Origin of the sequence: Candidatus Magnetobacterium casense, from assembly GCF_000714715.1 — a bacterium.
Taxonomy (GTDB): Bacteria; Nitrospirota; Thermodesulfovibrionia; order Thermodesulfovibrionales; family Magnetobacteriaceae; genus Magnetobacterium; species Magnetobacterium casense.
Genome location: NZ_JMFO01000027.1, coordinates 1 through 21,962, shown reverse-complemented (window position 1 = coordinate 21,962; position 21,962 = coordinate 1). Strand labels below are relative to the sequence as shown.

Sequence of the window (21,962 nt, the reverse complement as noted above, 5' to 3'; positions counted from 1 at the left end):
GCCAAGCACGAGGAGCGTCAAAAAAATCCTTCCTGCACTGTAACCTTTCTTAAACATGTTTCGTAACCTCCTTAAAGTCTCAATGAAATTGCTCATTCCCCCGACTAATGCCAAGGGTACCAATGTCACCAATCTTGCTTAATCACACGGAACTGCAACACAACTGTCGATGCTAACAATACATCAACGCATAATATTCACCACCTCCTTTTAAGGACATCATACAATTGCCTTCGTCAGGTTATTATAAACATAGCGTTAAAAATAATGCAAGCAAATTATTTCTTTTGGAGGCATAAATTTTCTTGCTGTAAAAAATACCCTTATGTGAAGAAAATATGGCATACTCCTAAAAAAGCACGGTAAAATGGGGTCAAGGGGACTGGTCCCCTTGCGGGGGGTTCTGAAGGGGGGCGGAGCCGCCCCTTTCTTTTCTTTACTGTCGCTTGTCAAACATCCTCTGGACATGCTATCCTTAAAGATAAAAGAGCACGATAACGATGATACGGTCAGGATACTTCCATGACAATTAAGAAGGAGGCAAAATGTACAGGGACAAGGGCTGTGGCCAAATAGGCATTGATGATACAGGCAAGGATGTCAGACTCTGCGGATGGGTATATCGCAACCGTGACCACGGTGGGGTGATCTTTATCGATCTCAGGGACAGGACAGGTATAGCACAACTGGTCTTTAACCCCGATACACAAACAGCGGGCATTCAGACGGGTACTCACAAGACAGCACATCACTTAAAGACGGAATCGGTCATAGCCATAAGCGGACAGGTGCGCAGGCGTCCGGAGGGGACGGAGAACCACGATATCCCAACCGGCCTGGTAGAGGTGCATGTTGAGAGTCTTGAGGTCTTAAATGTCTCCGACCCCCTGCCCTTTCCCATAGATGAGGCCGGTGAGATCAACGACATTCTCAGGCTCAAATACCGCTACCTAGACCTCAGAAGACCGGAGATGATGAGCAACCTCACCACCAGATACAAGGCCTGCAAGGTCATAAGAGACTACCTCGATGAACAGGGCTTCATGGACGTGGAGACCCCCGTGTTGACGAAATCGACGCCGGAGGGGGCGCGGGACTACCTCGTGCCAAGCCGTGTAAGTGCCGGACACTTCTATGCCCTGCCGCAATCGCCGCAGTTGTTCAAGCAGATACTAATGATCGCAGGGCTTGACAGGTACTACCAGATAGTGCGCTGCTTCAGAGATGAGGACCTGCGCGCAGACCGACAGCCGGAGTTCACCCAGGTTGACCTGGAGATGTCATTTGTCGATATGAACGACGTCATAGTTGTGGTTGAGGGACTTTTAAAGAAGCTCTTTTATGAGATAAAGGGGCAACAGATAGAGACGCCCTTTGAACGGATCAGCTATCAGGAGTCGATGGCACGCTTTGGCAACGACAGACCTGACATGAGGTTTGGCCTTGAACTCAGGGACGTCTCTGCCCTGGTCAAGGACAGTACGTTTAAGGTCTTTCAGGATGCGCTTGCATCGGGCGGGATCGTCAAGGGGGTTTGTGGCAAGGGCATGGCCTCGTACTCCAGACGCGAGGTAGACCTCTTGACGCAAGAGGTGCAGGCGATGGGCGCAAAGGGACTGGCGTGGATAAAGGTCAAGGACGTCTTTGAATCGCCCATTGTCAAATTCTTCCAGGAGGGGATGCTCAGGGAGATGGCAGATATGCTTGGTGCACAGTCGGGGGATATGATGCTCTTTGTGGCTGACCAGGCGGCGATTGTCAACGATTGTCTGAGTCGCCTGCGTCTGGATATAGCCCGGAAAAACGCCCTCATTGGGACGCGGGACAAGTTTGTGTGGGTGGTGGACTTCCCGCTTATGGAGTGGGTTGCTGATGAGGGCAGATTTGCGGCCCTGCATCACCCCTTTACCTCTCCGGCGGATGACGACATACAGGCCATCCTCGATGGCAGGATCAGTGGCAGGGGTGATTGTGCGAGGCTTACGTCAAAGGCCTATGACATCGTCCTTAACGGCAGCGAAATAGGCGGAGGCAGTATTCGTATCCACCGGGCAGACCTCCAGCAGAAGGTCTTGGGGCTTATCGGGATCAAGGCTGATGAGGCGGTGGAGCGGTTTGGTTTCCTGTTGGATGCCCTGAAGTACGGTGCCCCTCCTCATGGTGGGTTGGCACTGGGATTGGACAGGCTTATCATGCTGATGACTGGCGCACAATCCTTGCGGGATGTTATCGCGTTTCCAAAGACCCAGAAGGCCGCATGTCCGTTGACATCTGCACCTTCGCAGGTTGACAAGACCCAACTGCGGGAGCTGTACATCAGGCTCAACATCGAAGAAGATTAAGGCGTCTGTTGAGAGTATACGACAAAGAGGCTGATTATTGAGTATCGTAGCTGGCCTCCTTTATAATACTACCCCCCGCACTCATTCTGCAACTGCGCTGCGAGGTATGTTTATTGCCACCATCCCTGCGGGTGCATAAATTTTTGGTGGCGTCAGGGAGGCATTATTTACTGTTTTTTCGGTAGCACTCCATTCAAACGTGGACACATTGGTTAATCATAACAACAATGCCATATTATGTGGGTACAGAAATGGCTTAAATTCTGCTAACCACGGTTGATTGTGGTGCTACCCGCCTCCTCTGTGCTATACTTTTTTTTGAAAATCTATAAGGTCTATTTCTTCATATTGCTTTTTCATATGTACCTCCTTAATATCATTTTCCCTATATTCTACCATACTACCGGAGTTAACTCAATAGACAATAATATTTTTGTCATGTCTATCCAAAAACCTTGAATATAGCCTGTTGGTGTTTTCACTGAGAATTGCTGTTGACATAAAGTTTTATTTGGCCTTGTGTTTTGAGCGGGCCCTGAACTCCCAGGGTGGTTGCGGTTTGTTATCTTGCCACAGACCGGCTCGTGCAGCCATGGCATGTTGCTGGGCTTTGAGATAACTTTCCGTGTATGGCGCCTTGAGGTAGTGCTTGTACGCCCAGGCATAACCAAGCTCTATCATCCGGAGGTTTATATCTTTGTCGCTTAATCTCAACACACAGACCTCACGATTATAGGTCTTGTCATCGGTTAAGGTTACCTCTACCTCTTTGCCCAGTATAAGTTGCTCCAAGGCTTTAGCTGCTTCTGTGGCATAGGGTTGCCCCGCAACATTGCGCTTGGGCGTCTCAGGGGAATCGATTCCATACAGCCAGCATGTGTAAGATTGTCTCCCAGGACCGGGAGATAAGACAACGGTATCGCCATCCTTTACCCGCACAACCTTTTCCCTGTTGTATTGCTTCTTTGGAGACACCTTCTCCGGCAGATTGCATCTGTTGTACGACAGCGATAACAGCACCAGGGTAACTAAAGATGCCACTACTGTATTGCCATTCTTGCGTCCTGCTCTCTTCCTTTTAGCCAATTCGGAATATATTTTAAAACAATTACCGAAATATGTCAACGATTCAGGATTGCCACCCTGCCTCACACTTGACAGACCATAGTATCTTTGTGTAACATATCACAGTCATGTTTGAAAGGGCTAAAGAACGCTTTTACAGATTCGAACGCTATGTCAGAAAGATAGGTGACAAGATTAACAAGGCGCTGGAAAAGCACCATCCCCCTCCCGTTGCGTTGATCGACTATATGCCGCAAGAGCAGGTATCATCCGATAAGATACCGGCAGATGACATACTGCTGGATGAGATAAAGGATATAAAAAAGGCTATAAGGAGACAATCTATCTCATTGGAGGTCATAAAAAATGACATTATCGAACGGCTCGACCAAAAAAGCATAAAAGACTTGCAGCCTCTTATGGAGCTTGCAGATAACTTTTTCTTCCTGGGAGAGTCTTTTACACAGGATGAGTACATATCGCCCGGACAAGAGGAGGCTATCGAAATAGTGTGGCAGAAACTTGACAGCGTCCTGTCCATGTTCAACCTTGAGGTCATACGTGACATTGAGGTGCCTTTTGATCCGGCACTACATGAGGCCATAGAGAGCACCTGTCAGCAGACAGACAATCCAACTGTTGAAAGGGTACTCCAACCAGGGTATCGGTACAGGGGAGACGTCGTAAAACCGGCACGGGTTATTATAGGAGATTTTTATTAGATGAGAGTGCAACGATGAAAAAAACAAAAGAACTATCACCAGGTGGACAGGGGCAATCAATCATATGTGGCATAGACTTGGGGACTACCAACTCGTGCATATCATACCTCAAAGACGGGAAACCCTTCGTTATTGCCGTAGAGGGCAGTAGTCCGATCTTACCTTCCGTAGTGAGTTTTGATGAGCAAAATGGGCGTATGCTGGTTGGCAGGGAGGCTATTAATCGTCTGTCTGTTTACCCCCATCACACGGTACGGTCAATAAAACGCCAGATGGGTAAGGATACAACCGTGCAGCTTGGCAGCAAAGAGCTATCCCCAGCAGAGGTGTCATCTTTTATCCTCAGGCGGCTGATTGAAAAGGCGCAACAGTCAACCGGTCTTGCGGTAAAGCAGGCCGTAATAACGGTTCCGGCCTACTTCAACGACGCCCAGAGAAGGGCAACAATCACAGCCGGTGAGCTGGCAGGCGTTGAGGTCCTGCGTATTGTCAACGAACCCACGGCAGCTTCCCTGGTCTATGACTACGTAACCGGAATCGACACGCTGAACACACCATATATACTCGTCTACGACCTTGGCGGGGGAACCTTCGACGTCTCCATACTTGAGATAAGAGGCGAAATCAAGGAAGTCCTAGCCTCATGCGGAGACACCAACCTCGGCGGAGATGACTTTGACCAAAGGTTGATTGATATGTTTATGCGGCACCTGGAAGAAAAAACAGGGGTAACCCTCTCTGCTGAAGAACTCCCACTGCAAGTGAGACTCAAGGATATCGCCGAACGGACAAAAATCGCCCTGTCCGATAGCCCCTATGTTAACGTAAAGGAGGCATCCGTTACCAGAATCAATGGAGAGTCCGTCAACCTCAACCTCGAGGTCTCCAGGGATGAGTACGAAACCATGATAAAGGACCTCGTGGACAAGACCATTGACAAGGTCAACGAGGCCCTGCGAGAGGCCGGTCTCTCCAGTGGGGAAATAAGCGAGGTGCTACTGGTTGGGGGGGCAACAAGGACACCACTTGTACAGCGCTCCATCGATGCCATCTTTGACATCCCCATACAGCACAGCGTTGACCCCGATCTGTGTGTCGCCCTTGGCGCCGCAGTCCAGGGCGGACTCATCATCGGTCAACCCCTGGGGCACATCCTGCTTGACGTTACCTCTCACTCCCTGGGTGTAAAAACCGCAGACAATTTCGATTTCAGCACCGGTGAGGCCGATCACTTCTCCGTGATTATCAGACGAAACACAAAGATTCCCGTGCGCAGGGCAGAGAGCTACTATACGATGGTTCACAACCAGGAGGGGGTCAACGTAGAGGTATATCAAGGGGAAAGCATTTCCTGTAAGGACAACACCCTGATAGGTGAGTTCTTCTTTGAATTGAAACCGGCCCCTGAAAACTCTACCGTTACGACGGAATTTGCCTACGACAAGGAGGGTATCGTACACATCACCGTAGACCAGAAGGGATATGATAATCGCAAGGAAGTTACCCTGGATGTACGCACCAGAAAAATCAAGGACAAGGATGCAGCCAATGGCGGTGACGATGAAAAAGTACTGAATTATATAATCTCAAAGTACAAGGCCCTGTGCAACAAAGAGGATATCGATAAAACCTCACGCAATGAGTTGATAGATATCGGCGAAAGATATGAGCGTGCCTTAAGGGACAAAGAGGATGATAAGGTCATAGATGACCTTGAGGCAAGCCTTATTGAGCTGATAGAAGAGATAGAGGAGTCCCTGGAGGACCTTGAATAAGGGCAAGGCAAAGAGAGAGCAAAAAGAGCTCGACAAACTGCTATCTGGTGGCCGATACTGGCAGTGGCTTGCGAAGGTGCAGGAGGCATCCCTTAATGACCACTATAAAAAAGACTGGGACGATGTTTGGCAGACCCTTGCAAAACAGGCCCTCAGACACCCTGACAGGCTTAAGGAGTTCTGGGATAATTGCGTAACCATAAAGTCACACCCTGACAGTGCAGACGTTAGACTGCTATTTGACGTCAGGCGCTTTATCTATGACGACACCCATACTGAAGAATTAATGAAGATTCGGGGGCTTAGTATGCCCGCAGAGGAACTCCGTAAGCGGGTAATGACTTGGAAGGATGACAGCTTTCCACAAAAAAAGCTCGAAAAGCTGTTAGCATCCTTCTGCAAGACCCCTGAAAAGATCGTAAAGAGGCACTTCCTGAGCCTTGCACAATTGCTGCCGGGTACTGACCTGGCCAACTATGCACAAGACCTTGCTCAACATATTGGCTATATCAACCGGATAGGCACCAAGACAGACGCCAAAGTCAAAAGTGATAAGCTGTCAGAGACGGATAATTACGTAAGCGACATACACGAGGGTCTTCCCTATGATCTGGTGCAAATACTGTTGTACCCCTTTGTCGTTAATCTGACCAAGTATTTGACCACACTTGCCAGGAGCGGCAACACCGTGGCTGCTGCCAATTGTGTCATAAAAATGCCCTTTCTCTTCTCCCTGTTGGCCGGTGACAAGGCCGAACAGATACGAGACAGCATCGCTAATGTAAACTCCAAGGTACTGGACAACGAGCATATAGAGAAAAAGATATCGGGGGCAGACCTCCCGGGCAAGATAGTCCTTATACGCAAACTCAGGGAACTAATACAGGAGGCTTCCTATGGTAAAAGGAACTATGCGGTATATTTGCGGGGCCTCTACCGTGAGGTCATGTCAGAGATATCACGCCTGCAACAAACCATTTCGGAAAGGGAAAAGAAGGCCGTAGCCAACGTCCTGGGAAGAGAGGTGGTTCATGACCTACATTTGCTGTATGATGGCAGTAGCGACCTGTCGGAGTTTTTGTTCATGGCTGGGCAGTCGGGTTGTATGAACGCCAAACTTGCCACTCTGGCCATTGTGATGAAAGAGACCTTCAGAAATCGACGCCTTATGGAAATAGCGCAAGACATCCTGAAAAACCAACATAACGATTTGGAAGAGGAGCTTGAGTGGTTGTTTAGAAACTTTGAATCACTGGTGTTTCCTGATATCGTTTATTTAAGGCCGCTTATTAAGATGTTTGGCGAACAGGAAGGTTTCAATAAGACCTTACATGCAATTGTGAAGTCGAAGTTGCAGGCATCTTTGATGTCAGGCACAATATCAAGTGAGACTAGTGGGTTACCCGACTTTTTTTCTTACCTGCTGGATATCAGAGGTAGTGACGAAAACATAAACAAGCTAAGAATATATCTGTCAGATATGAAGCACTATGAACCTTTTCGTCATCTGTCGGAATACCTTGACTGTTTCCCTGCTAACAAGTTTTCTGAGAAGGGGTTTTATCGTCTGTTTGCCAAAATGTATGGTGATAGCGGCATCAAGACTGTAATTGATACCTTCAAAGCCCTTATTGAAAAACAAAAAGACACAGCTTACTACGATATGGATATTTTCAATGATCCAAGGGGGTTTCTCGTGACAATGCAAAACGGTGCATTTTTGCAGCTTATTGACAAGCGTTGGGATGACTTCAAAGGCATTGACACTGATATACTTCTGCGGTTGGCAGAGATAATCATTGAGAGATTCTCTGCAAACAATATACTCTTAAAGCTTTACAACCTGGTAGAGACCCGCCATAATGATGGAGAAACAGGTTTAGAGGACTTGCGTTCCATAATATCATCAAGACTAAGAAAAGCCGCCGATGTCAAGACAACTACGCCAACCAGGACAAGGCAAAAGAGGAGGAAGCGTTGACCAAGTACGATGCCTTTAAGACGTTGCAGCTTGAACCATCGGCGAGCAAGCAGGAGATAGAGGCTGCCTACAACAAGCTGGTCAGGCGTTATCCGCCGGAGTTTCAGCCAGATAAGTTCAGGGAAATCGATGAGGCATATCGTTTCTTGACCTCCTTGTCGGTCATGATAGAGAGACTGCTGGCGGATGCGATAGATGACGCCGGCATTGATGCTGACCTCTTTACGTTTGACACACCGCCTCCGACACATCTGCTTGCGGGTGCCATTAAAACTATAAAGCAGCAACATAAAATAAGACACCTTATACAGTAACTCTGCGGGTTTTTGTTGAGTATCTACAGCGGGATAATTTTTTTTATTTTAGCTGTTGACAAGTGCAAATATATATGTTATGATTAGAGAGTAACGCGGGGTGGAGCAGTCTGGTAGCTCGTCGGGCTCATAACCCGAAGGCCGGTGGTTCAAATCCACCTCCCGCCACCACCACACACACTGCCCAATCGGACAATTTGGCAACTTTCCCCCTTCAGACCCCCTCCGCAAGGGGAGGGACAAGCCGCTCCGGGCACGAAGAAGTCCCCTTGATTCCGTAAAAATGCCACGTTTGTTGTATTTAACCCAATCGAAATTTGCTATATTTCCTCAAAGGTGGGGTTGAGGTCTGCCATTCCTGTGAAGACGTTGCCCTGTTGTATGCTCAGATGTATTAAGCCATAGCGGACATCCACGGGCTTATCTTCGTAAGTGAGCCTCTCTGCAACGCCAAGGTCTAAGAAGACATCCCCCGACTGCACGGCCATCCTGAGGGAGAACCGAAACACTACCACCTGATCGGCCTGAGCCGCAGATACCGGATGTCTGGCAAGTCGCGTGTTGTTGCCGTGGACAAGAACGCCATCAAGAGTCTTTACGGCAAACCCATAGATAAGCTGCTCGACAGGGGCATTAAACCTGGCCTTGAGGTATACATCTATCAGACTGCCCGATTTCACGGAGACGGGGTCATATCGTCCGTCACAGACAACAAGGTAGTCAACGATCCGTCCGCGGCCATCAGTGATGCGATATTCATTTTTATTGTAGCTGTTTCTGGTTACGCACTTATCGACTGCGGGGATTTCCTCAAGGAACCGACTCAACTCGGTCACGGTATCCTTCTGCTCATCCGCCGGAGCGCCGAGGTTTGCATCCTTAACCGCCGATTCTGGCTCAGAGGCATTGACGATGAGGTCGATCATCTCTCTCACCTCATCGTCAGAGGAGCCAACAACACACCTCTGCGTAAGCATATATCCCTGCAGCTCTGTATCGCTTATGGAGTTAAGCTCAATGTGCCCAAGCGAACTCAAAAAGCCGTAGTATGTGAACTTAAAGTGTACAATGTTAAACCCCCTGTAGCCATCCTCCACCAGGATTGGGTCAATGGCATAGCCCGCTATCTGCCCCGTAAAGAGCAGGTCGAGGTAATAATCGGTGATGACCCGTGGCTGCCCCTTTTCTATGAGTCTGCCCTTTTCGAGCAACACGGCATAGTCGCAGTGTTTTACGATGGACTCGGTGCTGTGGCTTACAAACAGGATGGTCTTGTGTGCCTTCTGGAAGTCGAGGAACTTGCCAAAGCACTTGTGCTGGAACTTGGCATCCCCCACGGCCAACGCCTCGTCGATGATGAGTATGTCGGGGTCAACGTTGATGGCTGTGGCAAAGGCAAGCCTCACGAACATGCCCGAAGAGTAGGTCTTAACCGGCTGGTCAAAGAACTCCCCGATGTCGGCAAAGTCCTCAATTAACGGCAACCGCTCCTTGATCTCATCGCGTGATAGCCCCATAACCGTACCGTTGAGAAAGACGTTTGCCCTGCCCGTCAGTTCAGGATTAAACCCAGCCCCCAGCTCCAGCAGGGCCGAAATCCGGCCATTGACCGCAACCGACCCGCTCGTTGGATGCAAGACCGAACAGATGACCTGCAACAGGGTTGACTTACCCGAACCATTCCTGCCTACGATCCCAACCGTTGCCCCCTTGGGAACCTCAAAACTTACGCCTTGCAATGCCCAAAACTCGCGGTGAAGTTTCTTCTTAAACGGGTGCAGTGCCTCTATCAGCCGTTGCCGGGGTGAATTAAACAGCCGAAACTTCTTTGATACATCCGATACGGCTATGGCAATGGATTCATCCATGTCTTTACAGCATCTCCGCAAACTCAGGCTTTAGCTTCTTAAACACGTATCCGCCGATAACAAGCATTGTCAGCGTCATTGCCCAGAAGTATGCCCCCTGGTACATATGATTCCACAACGGCACCCCGTAAACAAATGATTCCCTGTAGCCCTGTGCAATGTAAAAGATCGGGTTTAACTTTAATATTACATGGAACTTCTCAGGCAGCACGTCTATGCCGTAGACAATGGGCGTGAGCCAGAACCATATGTTCATAATGACTCCCAGTACCACGGAAGTGTCTTTGTGAAATACGTTTATAGCCGCAAACAGCCAGCTCAAACCTATACTAAAGGTACACATGGCAAACATATAGTAGAGGCATTGCAGATTCATAAAGGACAGCGGTATCCCATACGCAAGCATGATACCCATAAATATGGCCAGCATCACAAAGTGGGTTATCAGGTTTGCAAGCAGTGTGACAAACGGTAGTATTTCTGAGGGAAAGACCATTTTCTTTATCAGGTGACTGTTTGCTGCGATCACGTTTGCGTTGATGAGGAGGGTTTCACTGAAGGTCATCCAGGGCAGCAGGGCGGCGGCAAAAAACAGGATAAACGGCACATCCCCGATGGGTTGCACGCGCAGTCCGACCGAAAAGACAAACCAGTACACCAAGATTGTCACCAGGGGATTGATGATGGACCAGACAAAGCCGGCAACCGTACCTGCATACCGTCTCTGGATATCCTGTACCGCCATGGAGACGATAATCGCACGGTGCATATAGAGCTTCCTGGTAAAACCAATCAGGTGCATCTATACATTATACCTGTTAGGCTGTATATTGTCAAAGCAGGAAAGAAGAAAAGAAAGGGGCGGCTCCGCCCCCTTTAAAACCCCCTGCAAGGGGGCCAGCCCCCTTGACCCCATTTTACCATGCTTTTTTAAGAGGATACCTACAAACTACTTATGAGACCTGAAAAAACTTTCTCATAACATCCCAGGTCTTTAGGACATCGATGGCACGTTGCAACTGGACATCGTCTTTTTCATCGACCTCTATGGGTGCTTTTTCGGGTTCCTCGCTATCCTGCGATTCACTCTGGTCGTTGCTGAGGTGTCCCTCGAGGTCCTTTTCCCTCATCACGACGTGTTCCTTACCATTTTCGGTCTTGAGCTTTACAACTATATCAGGGGTAATGCCGGTGTTCTGGATGGATATCCCCTTTGGCGTATAATACCTGGCCGTTGTCAGTCTCAGGCCCGCACCATCACTCAACGGCAAGACGCTCTGCACGGACCCCTTGCCAAAGGTGGTGGTCCCTATGATCACGGCCCTGTTCCAGTCCTTGAGCGCACCCGCTACGATCTCCGAGGCACTGGCACTGCCCTCGTTGACAATGACTACCATCGGGAGCTTTTCAAACTTGTCTGCACCTTCGGTTAAGAACTCCTTCTTTTCACCGGAGCGGTCCTTTATGTAGACGACCAACTTGTTTTTCGGCAAGAACTGCTCGGCAACACCCACCGCACCCTGTAACAACCCCCCGGGGTCGTTTCTGAGGTCGAGGATGACGGCCGTCAGCTTCTTCTCTTTCAGCTTATCAATGGCCTTGACCAAGTCGCTGACCGTCTTCTCCTGGAACTGGGTGATCTTGATGTAGGCAATGGAGTCGTCTACAACCTTGGACTTGACGCTCTGGACCTTGATGATGTCTCTGGTCAGCGTGTAGTCCTTGGGTGTTCCCATGCCCTTGCGCATAATGGATATGGTAACCTTTGACCCCTTTTGGCCTCGCATCTTGCTTACGGCATCAAACAGGGTCATCTTCTCTGCAGACTCGCCGTTGATCTTGACAATGATATCACCGGCCTTTATGCCGGCCGCATATGCCGGGGTGTCCTCTATGGGGGCAATGACGGTGATAAAGCCACCCTTCTTGCCTATCTGTATACCAACGCCACCAAATTCACCCTTTGTGTCAACCTTCATCTCCTTAAACAGCTCAGGTGTCATAAAGCCCGAGTGCGGGTCCAGCGAGCTGACCATTCCTTTTATCGCCCCATAGATCAGGTCCTTGGTCTTTACCTCTTCTACGTAGCTGTTCTTGACGATATTGATCACTTCGGTAAACAGCCTCAGGTCCTGATAGACCTCTGCCTCGGCATTGACTACCCGTACCGTCCACCTGCCAATGAATACACCACTGGCTGCTATGACAAAGATCAACATCCAGAACAAAATCCCTCTCAATGCCCTGTTAACTAACGCCTTATCCATTTTATCCTTAACCTCCTGATTTTTCTGCCTACTTTTCTGCTCTGAGCCATTGTAGGGGATTTATCGGTTTCCCCTTATACCTAACCTCAAAATATATGCCTGAACTGTTTAACACACCACTCTCACCGGCATTACCGATGACACTTAGTCTCCTAACCGTATCACCAACCTTTGAAGACAACCTGCTGAGATTGGCATACACAGTGTGATAGCCCATGCCGTGATTTAAAATAACCACCTGCCCCAGCCCCTTAAACCAATCGGCAAAAACGACCTTGCCATCATATATGGCCTTTACATCGGATTCATCGTCGGTGCTTATGTATATGCCGTATCTGAATACAGGCGTCTTAAATTGCGGGTCCTGGTGAGCGCCATAGGGGATGGCCAACTTGCCCACAGCAGGCCATGGGAGCTGACCCTTGAGGTTCTTGAAGTCCGAGTCGGGGACAATGTCCTGTGCCCGCTGTCTCTCCATGATTTCTTTTAACCTGGCGGAGGTAGCCTCAAGCTCTTTCAACATGGATTCATACAGAATCTGCTCCTTTTTTATCGAATACAGGAGTTCCTCCCGCTCTTTTCTTTTGCCAAGGAGCTGCCTTTCAGACTCCTGCAACCTGTCGGCATCTTTCTTTTGCTGCTCAAGCATGGTTTGCAGTTCCTTTTCTTTCTTTGTGTATTGTATGGCGGCGCTCTTATACATTAACATCTGTTTATATTCTCGCACGGAGAGTTTTGTCAGATAGCTGTTAAGACGCAACATCTCATAAAAGCCCTCCGTATTTAAGAGGATCAGTATCTTGTCTATGTCGTAGCCATAGCGCTGTAGTATCTTCAGTCTCCTGCGCAGGGTGGACTTTATGTTTGTCAGGGAAGCCTCTACCCTACTGGTTTCCTGTTTAACGACTGCTATTTTAGCGTTTAATTGCCTGATCTTGGCAGTTTCTTGTTTTACCTCGGAACTGAGTTTGTTTAATTCCGTGGTTGAACGCTCCAGTTCCTCCACGACGGTTCCTTCTTTTTTTCTGGTAGTTTCGAGTTTTTCCCGATGGCTCCGTATTTTTTTTTGGACATCTTCGTATTTACCTTCGGTGTTGTCGGCACCGGGCTGTGCATAGACAGCAACGGCAACAAGCAATGTAAGTGTCATAGATATTAAAGTCTTAGGCATCTCAATATTTTAATCTCCCCAGGGCAAAGACGACCCCACCCAGACCTAAGACAAGCCCCAATACCGGCATGAAATATAATGCGACAAAAGGCACGGCAATAAACGAAAAGACCGGTATATTGACCATTATCCGCCCTATGAGGTAACTGTTCAGTATCCACAGCAGGATCGTTCCCAACACTCCCCCCATAAAGCCAATAACGGCCCCTTCAATAAAAAACGGCGCCCGGACAAATGCCCTTGTTGCACCCAACAGCCTGTATATCTCAATCTCGTCCATTCGCCTGTAAAACAGCAATCTCACAGTACTGTAACAGATAAAGATAACCGCCGTGCCAAATATAGTTCCGGTAAATATCCCCAGCACCCGCAGACCCTGCTTAAAGGCATACACGGATTCCAACAACTTACCGCCATGCTCTATGTCGTCAACGTTTTTGAGGGTTTTAATCTTGCCGATAAACTCCTTGACGCTGCTAACGTTGAGGGTATTGCCCTTGAGCTTTATTTCAAAGGAGTCGGAGAGGGGGTTTTCGGTTATTCCTTTCAGGACGAAATCGTCTTCCTTGAAGGTTTTTTTGAGGTTATTCAGGGCCTGGTCCTTCGATATAAACTCTACCGAGCGGACGAGTGGTTCGGACTTGAATCTGGCCTCGATGACCTTGATGTCGCTCTCTGTGGTGTTATCTTTAAGGAACACCAGGATAGAGAGTTTTTCGGGCAACTGTCTGGTCATCGTCTCTATGTTATAGACGATCGTACCAATGGCAAACAACATCATAAGCAGTGCCCCGATAGAGAGTACGGTCAGCAGGTTTATCCAGAACTCCTTTAAGATGCTCTGTATGGCCAGTCGCAGGGGGAACACTACAGGATTGCCTCCTTGACCAGGCGTCCACAGTCGAGGTAGAGCACCTTTTTGGCCGAATTTTCATACAATCGTCTGTTGTGTGTTGCTATGAGGATTGTGGTGCCCTTGGCGTTTATTTGCTTGAATATCTTCATGATGGCGTCTTCGTTTTCGATATCGAGGTTGCCGGTAGGTTCATCGGCAAGCATGACGGTAGGTTCGCCGACAATGGCACGCGCAATGGTGATACGTTGCTGCTCACCGCCTGAGAGTGTCAGGGGATAGCTGTCGGACTTATGCCGGAGGTTGACCATTTTCAGGACGGAGTTAACGCGCTCCTTTGTCTCACGCTCCATAATGCCTCGGATTCTTAGGGTCAGGGCGATGTTGTCATAGACCGTTTTGTTGTTGAGGAGCTTGAAGTCCTGAAACACCACTCCGATGTTTCTGCGCAACAGGGGGATAGAGCTTTCCCTGAGGGTAGCGGTGTTAAAGCCCGCTATGGAGATATGCCCTTCGTCGGGTTTCTCCGCCAGGTACAACAGCTTAAAGAGCGTGGTCTTACCCGCGCCGCTGGGGCCGGTGACAAAGGCCAGCGTCCCCTTTTCGATTGTGAAGGAGACCTTTGTCAGGGCCTCCTGTGCCTCATATCTTTTCGATACGTTTTCTAAACTGATCATATCTTCAATCCCTATTATAACAAAATGTCAGCAAGAATGTTTGGCTCGTCAAAATAAAAAAAAGAAATTTCTCCCGGGGTATCTTACAAGAGGGGAGGAGGGGGCTGGCCCCCTTGACCCCTTGAAAAGAATTTTACCATGTTTTTTTAAGAAGATACCTATTAACAATATAACAAAATTTTCTAATGCGATTGCCCTGAGTGCCTTGGCCTTGCCTCTTGACTAAATATCATGTGCCATATTATCATTAAATACAAATAGTTAATAAAGAGAGGGGGCAATGAGAAGGGGGGTGCTGCAATGTATACGGTGATCGTTGGAGCCGGGATGACAGGGTTGACTGCGGCCTACGCACTGACTAAGGCCAAGAGGCGATGTCTGCTCATAGAGAGGGAGGACAGGGTCGGAGGCCTGTGTCGGAGCTTTACCCTTGACGGGGTTGTTTTTGACATCGGTCCACACGTGTTTATATACAGAAAAGGGCTTGAGGCAGAGGAGTTCATCCTGGGGCTGCTTGACAAGGAGGAGGTCATAAAACGACGCTGGCGGTTTGGCATAAACAACGGCAAACGGACATACGCCCTGCCAATGTCAATCGCCGACCTGCTACTGTATCCATGGCGCTTTAAGCGACAAATGCTGGAGGCATTCCTCAATAGAAACACCCACCAAACAGGACAGTCTGAGTCGGTGGCCCAGGATATGATCAACAAGTTCGGTGAGGCGTACTACGAGGAGGTCTTTGAGCCGATGCTCCGCAAGAAGACCCTTATATCGGGGCATGACCTGCATTGCCACTGGGTTGCCCGTGTTGACCGGGACGCACGCAATCAACGTGAGGCCCCTGGTGATTCCACAGCGTCACCCTCTCTGTTGTTGAGGATCATAAGGACGTTGTATCAGACATATTACTATCCCGCCAGGGGGTTTGAGCGTCTGCCCCAGAAGCTCTGGCATATGTATGCTCAAAACGGTGGTGAAACCATCCTGGACTGTGATCAGTTGCGGTTTAACAAAGCACATGGATGCATCAATGCCGTCAATGTCAAGGGCGTTACCTATCCGGTGCAAGACCTGGTCTGGACCGGCTCCGTGGACGACCTCAACGCCCTGCTCGGCATCAATGCCCCGAGGCTCAGTTATGCAAGGCTCGCCTTTGTCTTTCTGACCTACCAGCGCAGAAGGTACGTTAATCGCCCATTGCTATATGTCTACTATACTAATCCGGAGCTGTGCTTTAAACGTGTATACTTCCCGTCAAACATATATGGCAGGGAGTCGTCTGCCACTGCTGAGGGCATCTGTGTTATACTGAACTATGAAAATGACTTCGATCAACAGTACATACTAAAACGCACGGTGGAAGACATAGAAAGGGTCGGATTGTTTAAAAAACGCTACCTGCGCCAATCAAAGGTGTTAAAGGCTGGTCCGTGTATGCCAGTTTACGGACTCAACTATGAACAAGATATGGCAGAGGCCCTCAGTGGTATACACGCTTACCAGAACGTCTATTCGGTGGGGCGCATGGGGGGATTCTTGTTTTGTATGGTCCCTGCGGCGGTCAGTCAGGGGTTTAAGGTTGCCAGGGAGATACTCAATAAATAGCCGACTGAAAACTATCCATACGGTGCAGAGGTATCGATGCCGGCCATAGACCTGGCAACGCACGGCATGAATCCCGTGGTGGCGTTTGGCATCCTCAAGAGGCATCTCTATGCCTTCTACAAGCACTTTACCGCAAGAAAACTCCTGAACTTCTGCCGCACAGAGTACAACAGACTCACCAAAAAGACCCGTCTTAATTCGTTTCCATATATACTGAAACTGGAGACCACAAACATGTGTAATCTCTCCTGCGCCTACTGCTACGATGGCAGACGTGCGCCCCTGGAGGGTGAACGTCACTACGGAAAGATGTCGTTGGATGGCTTTAAGCGGCTTATAGACGAGCTTGCCCCGTACCTGTTCAAGATAAACCTGTATGGGTTTGGCGAGCCGTTTCTTGACCCTCAGTGCATTGACATGATTGCATATGCCACCAAGCACAACGTGGGGGTTGGCGTGTCGTCGAACATGAACTTTGTCGATGATACCCTTGCCCGCAAGATAGTGCAATCCGGGCTGGAGGTGCTGATCTTTTCCTGTCACGGCGTTACGCAGGAGAGCTACAAGAGGTTCATGGTAAAGGGGAACATGGGGCTAGCCTTCAAAAACATCTCAGAGGTCATAACGCAGAGGGATATGGCAGGGTCCAAGACGCCATTTATCGATTGGCAGTTCTGTGTAACCGGCTTTAATCAGGGCGAAATTGCAGCCGCAAAGGCCAAGGCCATGGAGCTTGGCATAGACCAGGTGCGTTTTATAAAGCCGTTCTTCCCCGAAGATGCCGCACCGGAGTGGTTTTCCGACCTGTTTCCACGTCACAGCACGGCTGTCGTTGTCAATCAGATATCTTCTCCGGGCAAAGGGCGGCGACGTCCGGTTGGGTGTTCGTGGCCATATCGCAGCGCCTACATCAACTACGACGGTGGGGTTCTGCCATGCTGCAAGGACACGCGCCTGATCGCCAACGACTTTGGCAACGTCTTCAGAGACGGCTTTGCTAACATCTGGAACAACGAGCATTACGTCAGCAGCCGGGCATTGATAGCGCATTCATCCAGTGGGCAGGGTGGGTGTCAGACCATGTGTGCGCGCTGCCCCGTTACGCTTGAGTGACAATGCAGGAGTGGTGGGGTGGGCAAAGCCGCTCTATCGGCCAAAGGGTGATATGTCTCTGAGGTACTTGATAATCCCGGGCAGGACTTCTATGACCTTGTCTATTTCGGCCTGGGTGTTGTAACGACTTAGGGAGAACCTTACGGAGCCGCGTATCACCTCTGCCGGTACGGACATGGCCGAAAGGACGTGACTGGGGTCCTCGGAACCCGATGAACAGGCCGACCCCGATGAGGCACATATGCCATGTTGGTTGAGCAGCATCAGCACTGCCTCGCCATCTACGTACTTGAAGCTTATGTTTGTGGTGTTGGGCATTCTGTTGTCCGTGGTGCCATTTAGCCTGCAATCGGGGCACTTTTCCAGGATGGCGTCCTGCAACTTGTCCCTCAGACGGCTTACATAGGTAGCTTCGGTGTTGATACTGTCCCCGGCCAGTTGACATGCCTTGCCAAGGGCAATGATGGAAGCCACGTTTTCGGTTCCGGCGCGCCTGCCCTCTTCCTGATGTCCACCGATAAGCAACGGGTGAAAGGGAATGCCCCTTCTGACATATAACACGCCAACCCCCTTGGGTGCATGGAGCTTGTGCCCGGATATGCTCAACATATCCACGCAGAGGTCCCTCACATCCACGGGCATCTTGCCAACCGCCTGCACGGCATCGGTATGAAACAGTATCCCCCTCTCTCTGAGGCATCGGCCTATCTCCGGGATGGGAAATACAACGCCTGTTTCGTTGTTTGCAAGCATGACTGACACAACGGCAACCGAATCATCCAGGGCGTCCATGAAGGCGTCCATGTCAAGTATGCCATAGCTGTCCACAGGCAGGCAGGTCAGACGATATCCCTCCCTCTCCTTGAGTTTGCAGAGGTTTAACACGGCGGGGTGTTCCACCTTTGTTGTGATGATGTGCTTTTTGCCTCTGTTGGCCTTGAGGGCGCTCAGGATTGCGGTGTTGTTGCTCTCCGTGCCGCAGCTCGTAAAGACTACTTCATCGGCATCAGCTCCTATGAGGGTCGCCACTCTTGCCCTTGCCTCTTCTATCTTGGCACGTACACCGGCACCAAGGCTGTATGCACTTGAGGGATTGCCATACAACTGTTTCAGGTATGGTACCATTTCCTCAAACACCTCCCTGGCTATTGCCGTTGTGGCGTTGTTATCCAGATATATCTCTTGCATATCCACGTGATAAGTGTAACATAGGTTGATATGTATTTGTCAATTTGGCCAACTACCAACCATGGCAATCGCATTTAACCGTAAGAAAAAAAAGGGGTGGGTGGAAGTTATTAACTACACATGAGGGCGATCCTAAACTCGGCGCCACCATCAACGTTGCTGACTGTCAGTTTTCCATTCATGTTTGTCTCTATAATCGTCCTCGACATGTAAAGTCCTACACCAGTACCCTCGATTCCCTTTGTTGTGTAGTAGGGGTCAAATATCCTGTCCATAACATTCTGTGGTATGCCACCACCATTGTCTCTGATTGAGGTTATCGCTTCGTTTCTCTCTTCATCTTTGTCAAATTCTATTTCAATCTTGCCTTGTACCGTCTCGGTATTTTTCCTGAGTATAATAGCATCTCTTGAGTTGTTCAGGAGATTAAGCATTACTTGTTTAAACTCATTAGGATACCCCTCTACGAGCAGCTTTGAACATGACATCTCTTTCACCTCAATGCAGATACCGTTGCTAGTAAAAATCCTGGAAAACAAGAAAACTAAGCCTTCTACCGCAAGCTTCACATCAAAGATGACTTTCTCTTTCGATGGTTTAAAAAAGTTCCTGAAATCGTCCATCGTTTTACTCATAAAGAGGATTTGGTTCATTGAATCATTCGCCATTTTATCAATATATTGCGCATTTAACTCGCCAAAACGATATGCCTCTTTCAGGTCTTGTACGAATATAGACAAGGCGTTTAGTGGTTGCTTCCACTGATGTGCAATTAATACGAGCATCTCCCCCATAGCCGCCATCTTGGATTGCTGTATCAGCAATTGTTCATTTCTATGTCTGTTTTCTATTTCTTTGGCTACCCGGGTCTCAAGATTTGTGTTTAAGTTTTTTAGTTCCTCTTCCATCCTTTTCCGATCAATAGCGATGGCATAAATGTGTGCAAGACGACTTATAAATTCCAAATCCTCATTGGTATAATCCCTTTCGGCATTTGCCAAGGTAATCTGTCCGATAAGGTTGTCTTTAATCCTCGCTGGTACCGACAGAAATCTATGTATCGCAACATGTCCATCAGGTGCACAGCCTTTGTATGAGGGGTGTATCTGAGGATTATTCGTATAAAACCCCTTCGCTGTATTCAGGGAATGTCCCCATAGGGCATTATATCCACTATCACCTCTTGGAAATACTACCTTTTGCTGTACACTCTCTATATTGCACATGCCATCGTGCATCATTGCGGTAAGGGTATGTCCAACCATATCATTTGAGTCTTTGTCTACCTCCGCTACGTATCCATGCAAGCTATCTGTCAGCGCCATAGCATATCTGTTAATGACCACGGCAATATCATAGATACTACTCTCAGGAGAAAGAGAGACCCTGGCCACTTCTGAGGCTGCTCTTTGAAAATCCAGTTCCCTCTTCTGCCTTGCTTGAACTTGTTTTATGTCCGTAATATCAAAAAATATCACAAACTTTGAGACGGAACCATCCACGTTGCTAATTGGAGCGTCGAGGAGCGAATATGTTTTTTTAGATTTAAGGCTATACCACTCCCGTTTAACGGTTTCTCCGGCGAACATATTTCCGTTACTGCACCAAGAGCATGGTTGCGTCCTATCGTGAAAATACTCATAACACCTGCGGCCATTTACCTCTCCAAAATCACTGATCATAGCATCGTTTACAAGTTCTATATGGTATTGCCTGTTTATTATCAAAAGGCCTATTGTTATGGCATCCGTTATTGCCTTAAGTTTATCTCTTTCTTTTTTAATGGCCGCTTCCATGTATCTTCTCAGGCTGATGTCTCTGAAAACACCCTGTACAAAAGGGCTTCCATTGTGGTAAATGATCTGCGCCAACACCTCACAGGGGATTTTGTCTCCATTTGATCGGACAACGTCAATTTCTATGGGGTAGACACTATCATTATTTATTAAATCTCTGATGAGTTCCTTAAATAGTTCTTTTGAAAATTCCTCTTTATCTTTAGGGTGTAATTGGGATTGGTGCATACCTTTGATTTCACTGACGGGTCTGCCTAAGAGTACAGACGCCGTTTGGTTGGCGTCAACGATATTGCCCGATTTCGGATCAGCGATAAGTATGGCATCCGGAGATTGATCAAACAGGCTCCTGTAGCGTTCTTCGCTTTCTTTCAACTCAGTGCTCATTTGCTTTTTCTCCGTTATTTCATCTGCAATATTGATATGAAATGTAGGATACTCCAGGCTCTCCCATAGGCGGACTCTGCTTACGTTTACCCATACAATCTGACCGTTTTTGCTGATATAACGTTTTTCCATCTTAAAACTCTGTATCTCACCACTAATCATAAGTTTCATGTTATCCGTCTCTGCCTGCAGATCACCGGGATAGGTTATTTTCTGGAATCCGAGGTTTAGCATTTCCTCCTGAGTATAACCAAATATATTGCAATAGGCCGCATTGACCTTAACGAACTTACCAGTAGATGAATGCACGATAGCAATCCCAACAGGCGCCTGTTCAAAGATTATTTTAAACATCTGCTCATTCTCATCTTTACTCCACATCCATTTAAAGATGTTGGCTCTTTCTCAAAGTGAGTGGGTAATGGTACAATGAGGGTAAAACATGTAAGGAGAATAGAGTTATGGAAATGTTGGAGAATTTATTTGAGCAAGCACTAAATATACAGTTACCGTGGAAGGTAACATCTATAGATTTCAAGAAAGTGGAAAAGGTGATAGATATACATATTGATTTTACAAGAGGTAGTATATTCAAGTGTAGTAAGTGTGGAAACAATTCTAAAGCTTATGACACAACTGAAAAGAAATGGCGACATCTTAATTTTTTTGAATATGAGAGTTATATAATAGCAAGAGTACCAAGGACTGATTGTAATGAATGTGGAGTTTTACAGATAGAAATACCTTGGGCTCGTAGTGGTGCTGATTTTACATATTTATTTGATTCTCTAATGATGATTCTTTGTAGAGAAATGCCTGTAAACAAAGTGTCTCA

17 protein-coding genes and 1 tRNA gene are annotated in these 21,962 nt (G+C 48.2%); 9 read left to right on the top strand and 9 right to left on the bottom strand.

Annotation, left to right across the window (positions count from 1 at the left end; genetic code table 11):
• Positions 1-545 precede the first annotated feature (545 nt).
• Positions 546-2,342, top strand: a complete 1,797-nt coding sequence (gene aspS / locus Mcas_RS12530) for an aspartate--tRNA ligase (protein ID WP_040335891.1) — start codon at positions 546-548, stop codon at positions 2,340-2,342.
• A gap of 507 nt (positions 2,343-2,849) precedes the next feature.
• Here the strand turns inward: aspS and Mcas_RS12525 are convergent.
• Positions 2,850-3,383, bottom strand: a complete 534-nt coding sequence (locus Mcas_RS12525; protein WP_052567392.1) for a thermonuclease family protein — start codon at positions 3,381-3,383, stop codon at positions 2,850-2,852.
• A 152-nt stretch (positions 3,384-3,535) separates the two neighbouring features.
• On the opposite strand from Mcas_RS12525, the gene grpE reads away from it, so the two are divergent.
• The 5 genes from grpE to Mcas_RS12500 all read left to right on the top strand — a co-directional run bounded on the left by grpE (position 3,536) and on the right by Mcas_RS12500 (position 8,370).
• Positions 3,536-4,129, top strand: a complete 594-nt coding sequence (gene grpE / locus Mcas_RS12520; protein WP_040335890.1) for a nucleotide exchange factor GrpE — start codon at positions 3,536-3,538, stop codon at positions 4,127-4,129.
• A 14-nt stretch (positions 4,130-4,143) separates the two neighbouring features.
• Positions 4,144-5,904, top strand: a complete 1,761-nt coding sequence (locus Mcas_RS12515) for an Hsp70 family protein (protein ID WP_081853841.1) — start codon at positions 4,144-4,146, stop codon at positions 5,902-5,904.
• Positions 5,897-7,885 carry a hypothetical protein gene (locus Mcas_RS12510; protein ID WP_040335889.1) on the top strand — a complete coding sequence of 663 codons (1,989 nt, stop codon included), beginning with the start codon at positions 5,897-5,899 and terminating at the stop codon, positions 7,883-7,885. The genes Mcas_RS12515 and Mcas_RS12510 overlap by 8 nt, the downstream gene beginning before the upstream one ends.
• Positions 7,882-8,199, top strand: coding sequence for a DnaJ domain-containing protein (locus Mcas_RS12505; protein WP_040335888.1), 318 nt, complete (start codon positions 7,882-7,884; stop codon positions 8,197-8,199). Before Mcas_RS12510 ends, Mcas_RS12505 begins: the two co-directional genes overlap by 4 nt.
• 94 nt (positions 8,200-8,293) lie before the next feature.
• Positions 8,294-8,370 (top strand) — tRNA-Met (locus Mcas_RS12500).
• Between the two features lie 149 nt (positions 8,371-8,519).
• Here Mcas_RS12500 and Mcas_RS16970 read toward each other — a convergent pair.
• From Mcas_RS16970 to ftsE, 6 genes are all read right to left on the bottom strand, one after another.
• Positions 8,520-10,067 carry an ABC transporter ATP-binding protein gene (locus Mcas_RS16970; RefSeq protein WP_052567390.1) on the bottom strand — a complete coding sequence of 516 codons (1,548 nt, stop codon included), beginning with the start codon at positions 10,065-10,067 and terminating at the stop codon, positions 8,520-8,522.
• Positions 10,068-10,071: 4 nt separating this feature from the next.
• The gene (locus Mcas_RS12490; protein WP_040335887.1) at positions 10,072-10,869 is read right to left on the bottom strand and encodes an ABC transporter permease; all 798 of its coding nucleotides are present in this window, start codon (positions 10,867-10,869) and stop codon (positions 10,072-10,074) included.
• Between the two features lie 151 nt (positions 10,870-11,020).
• Positions 11,021-12,334 (bottom strand): S41 family peptidase, encoded by a 1,314-nt coding sequence (locus Mcas_RS12485; RefSeq protein ID WP_040335886.1) that lies wholly within the window; start codon positions 12,332-12,334, stop codon positions 11,021-11,023.
• A 28-nt stretch (positions 12,335-12,362) separates the two neighbouring features.
• Positions 12,363-13,505: a murein hydrolase activator EnvC family protein gene (locus Mcas_RS16965; protein ID WP_081853840.1), complete on the bottom strand. Its 1,143-nt coding sequence runs from the start codon at positions 13,503-13,505 to the stop codon at positions 12,363-12,365.
• Position 13,506: 1 nt separating this feature from the next.
• Complete coding sequence (locus tag Mcas_RS12475; protein ID WP_040335885.1) at positions 13,507-14,373, bottom strand: cell division protein FtsX; 867 nt, start codon at positions 14,371-14,373, stop codon at positions 13,507-13,509.
• Positions 14,373-15,035, bottom strand: coding sequence for a cell division ATP-binding protein FtsE (gene ftsE / locus Mcas_RS12470; RefSeq protein ID WP_040335884.1), 663 nt, complete (start codon positions 15,033-15,035; stop codon positions 14,373-14,375). Before ftsE ends, Mcas_RS12475 begins: the two co-directional genes overlap by 1 nt.
• A gap of 300 nt (positions 15,036-15,335) precedes the next feature.
• Between ftsE and Mcas_RS12465 the strand changes: the two genes are divergently transcribed.
• Complete coding sequence (locus Mcas_RS12465; protein ID WP_040335883.1) at positions 15,336-16,643, top strand: protoporphyrinogen/coproporphyrinogen oxidase; 1,308 nt, start codon at positions 15,336-15,338, stop codon at positions 16,641-16,643.
• Between the two features lie 36 nt (positions 16,644-16,679).
• Positions 16,680-17,756: a radical SAM/SPASM domain-containing protein gene (locus tag Mcas_RS12460; protein WP_040335882.1), complete on the top strand. Its 1,077-nt coding sequence runs from the start codon at positions 16,680-16,682 to the stop codon at positions 17,754-17,756.
• Between the two features lie 33 nt (positions 17,757-17,789).
• Here the strand turns inward: Mcas_RS12460 and nifS are convergent, their stop codons facing one another.
• Both nifS and Mcas_RS16960 read right to left on the bottom strand, forming a co-directional pair.
• Positions 17,790-18,944, bottom strand: a complete 1,155-nt coding sequence (nifS, locus tag Mcas_RS12455) for a cysteine desulfurase NifS (protein ID WP_040335881.1) — start codon at positions 18,942-18,944, stop codon at positions 17,790-17,792.
• 110 nt (positions 18,945-19,054) lie between these two features.
• Complete coding sequence (locus tag Mcas_RS16960; protein ID WP_162176323.1) at positions 19,055-21,481, bottom strand: PAS domain S-box protein; 2,427 nt, start codon at positions 21,479-21,481, stop codon at positions 19,055-19,057.
• A gap of 107 nt (positions 21,482-21,588) precedes the next feature.
• Here Mcas_RS16960 and Mcas_RS12445 point away from each other — a divergent pair.
• Positions 21,589-21,962: transposase family protein (locus Mcas_RS12445; RefSeq protein WP_040335880.1), on the top strand; the 374-nt coding region annotated here is incomplete at its 3' end.